This window comes from Hydrogenophaga sp. 70-12, from assembly GCF_001897365.1.
Classification (GTDB): domain Bacteria; phylum Pseudomonadota; class Gammaproteobacteria; order Burkholderiales; family Burkholderiaceae_C; genus Hydrogenophaga; species Hydrogenophaga borbori.
In genome coordinates this window covers 1-2,991 of the sequence record NZ_MKSS01000112.1, presented here as the reverse complement: position 1 = coordinate 2,991, position 2,991 = coordinate 1, and the positions used below count along the sequence as shown (strand labels likewise).

At 66.6% G+C, this 2,991-nt stretch carries 2 protein-coding genes; one reads left to right on the top strand and one right to left on the bottom strand.

The genetic code is table 11. The annotated features are described in order from the left end of the window. Positions 1-144: 144 nt before the first annotated feature. Positions 145-705, top strand: coding sequence for a transcription elongation factor GreB (greB, locus tag BGO22_RS07185; protein WP_070397454.1), 561 nt, complete (start codon positions 145-147; stop codon positions 703-705). On the opposite strand, the gene BGO22_RS07180 is transcribed toward greB, so the two are convergent. Continuing rightward, positions 706-2,970 (bottom strand): RelA/SpoT family protein, encoded by a 2,265-nt coding sequence (locus tag BGO22_RS07180; RefSeq protein WP_070397455.1) that lies wholly within the window; start codon positions 2,968-2,970, stop codon positions 706-708. It abuts the gene before it with no gap. Between the last annotated feature and the right edge of the window lie 21 nt (positions 2,971-2,991).

Genomic DNA, 2,991 nt, shown 5'->3' with positions numbered 1-2,991 from the left:
TGTAGCTCAGTTGGATAGAGTACTTGGCTACGAACCAAGGGGTCGTGGGTTCGAATCCTGCCAGCCGCGCCACTACTGAAAGCCCGCAGCCACAAGCTGCGGGCTTTTCTCTTTCTGGTGCCTCTTTCGCGCGTACCCGTCACCATGAGCAAGGCATTCACCCGCGAATCCGATTCGGACGACGATGACGATGGCGTCGGCGCGCCGGCCACACCGGGCGGCAAGAACTACCTCACGCGCACGGGCTACGAGCGCCTGCGCCGAGAGCTCCTGGGCCTCATGGACGAGGAGCGGCCGAAGGTGGTCGAGGCCGTGCACTGGGCCGCCAAGAACGGCGACCGCTCGGAAAACGGGGACTACCTGTATGGCAAGAAGCGCCTGCGCGAGATCGACCGGCGCATCCGCTTTCTCACCAAGCGCCTGGAGATCGCCGAGGTGGTGGATCCCTCCGCGCACCACGGCAGCGACCAGGTGTTCTTCGGCGCCACCGTCACCTACGCGGACGGGTCGGGGCGCGAGACCACCATCACCATCATCGGCATCGACGAGGCCGACAGCACGCTAGGGCAGGTGAGCTGGGTGGCGCCGGTGTCGCGCGCCCTGCTCAAGGCCCGCGTCGGCGACGTGGTCAAACTCGCCGTGCCGGGCGGTGTGCAGGAACTCGAGGTGCTGGACGTGAGCTACCCGGCGCCCACTGCCGCCTGATCAGGCCTTGGCCGCGGCCTTGTAGCGCTGGGCCTTGATGACCGAGGGCGTGCGCTTGAGGCTGCGCAGCACGTCGGCCAGGTGCTGGCGGTCGCGCACCGCCACCGAGAAGCGGATGTCCGTGGCGGTCTGCGCGGGTTCGTCGCCCATGTCCACGTGGGTGATGTCGGCCTCGGCCGCGGCGATGCTTGAGGCCACGCGCGCCAGCACGCCTTTGCCATTGGCCACGGTGACGATCACGGTGGTGTCGAAGGAGCGTACGGGTTCATCGGCCCATTCCACCTCGAGGAAGCGTTCGGCGTCGCGGTCGCGCAGGCGGCGGGCGGTGGGGCAGTCCTCGGCATGCACCACCAGGCCTTCTCCCCGGCCCAGGTAGCCCACGATGCGATCGCCCGGGATGGGCTTGCAGCAAGGGGCGTACTGCACGGACAGGCCTTCGCTGCCGTCCAGCGTGACCACGCCCTGCAAGGCGCCATCGTTATGGCCGGCAGTGGCGTAGCGCTCGGTGCTGATCAGCACCGCGTCGGGTTTGAGTCCGGTTTCGGACAGCAGCACCGCGAGCTTCTTGCCCACCATGCTGGCGATGCGCCGGCCCATGCCGATGTCGGACAGCAATTCGGCCCGGCTCTTGTTGCCGGTGAAGCGCAGCAGCTTCTCCCACACCAGGGCCTGCTCACCGTCTTCGCCCGGCAATTGCGCGATGCCTTCGGAGCGCAGGGCCTGGCTGAGCATGCGTTCGCCGAGTTCAAGGGATTTCTCCTGCGCCACGGTCTTGAGGTGGTGGCGGATCTTGGAGCGCGCGCGGCCGGTCTTGACGAAGGACAGCCAGGTGGGATTGGGCTCCGCCTTCTCGTCCGTGATGACTTCGACCACGTCGCCATTGGCCAGTTCGGACCGCAGCGGCCGCTGCTCGCCGTTGATGCGCGCGGCCACCGTGCGTTGGCCGATGTCGCTGTGAATGGCGTACGCAAAGTCGACCACCGTCGCGCCGCGCGGCAGCGCAAGAATTTTGCTCTTGGGCGTGAACACGTAGACCGCATCGGGGAAGAGGTCGATCTTGATGTGGTCCCAGAACTCGCTGGCGTCGTGCGTTTCCTGCTGGATGTCCAGCAGCGACTGCAGCCACTGTGTGCCCAGGCGCTGCGACATGTCGCTGCCGGGCTCGTTGGCCTTGTAGAGCCAGTGCGCCGCCACGCCCGACTCGGCCACCACGTCCATGCCATGCGTGCGCACCTGGAACTCGATGGCGGTCCCGAAAGGCCCCACCAGCGTGGTGTGCAGCGACTGGTAGCCATTGACCTTGGGAATCGCGACGTAGTCGCGGAACTTGCCCGGCAGCGGCTTGTAAAGCTGGTGCAGCACGCCCAGGGCGGTGTAGCAGTCGGTCAGTTCGGGCACCACGATGCGAAAGCCGTAGATGTCGGTCACCTGGGCGAAGGACAGGTGCTTGCTGTCCATCTTGCGGTAGACCGAGTACAGCGTTTTCTCGCGACCCATGATGCGCACCGGCATCAGCTGCCGCTTGAAGGCGGCTTCCACTTCCTGCTGCACGCGGGCGATCAGGTCGCGGCGGCGGCTGCGCGCCCGGTTCAGTGCCTTGGACAGCACCTCGTAGCGCCAGGGGTGCAGGAACCGGAAGGCCAGATCCTGCAGTTCGCGGTAGGTGAAATTCAGGCCCAGGCGGTGGGCGATCGGGGCGTAGATTTCCAGCGTTTCCGAGCTGATGCGCTGCCACTTGCTGCGCGGCATGTCGGCCATCGTCCGCATGTTGTGCGTGCGGTCGGCCAGCTTGATCAGGATGACCCGCACGTCCTTGGCCATGGCCAGCAGCATCTTGCGGAAGGACTCGGCCTGGTTGTGCTCGCGCGAGGTGAACTCCAGCCGCTCCAGCTTGGTCAGTCCGTCGACCAGTTCGGCCACTGGCGCACCGAAGCGCTCGACGAGTTCCTGCTTGGTCACGCCGCAGTCCTCGATGGCGTCGTGCATCAGCGCGGCCATCAGGGCCTGGGCGTCGAGTTTCCATTCCGCGCACATCGAGGCCACCGCGATGGGGTGGGTGATGTACGGATCGCCGTTCTTGCGCAGCTGGCCCAGGTGGGCTTCGTCGGCGAAACGGTAGGCTTGCCGGATGTGCTCGATGTCCGTGGGGCCCAGGTAGTCGAGCTTGCCCAGCAGCGCGGCGAAGCTGGCCGCAGCCGCGCTCGCGGCCGCTGTGGCCGCATCAGGCGGGCTGACCGCCAGGGTACCGTCGACGGTAGGGGTCATCCTGCAACTGTAGCGCCAGAC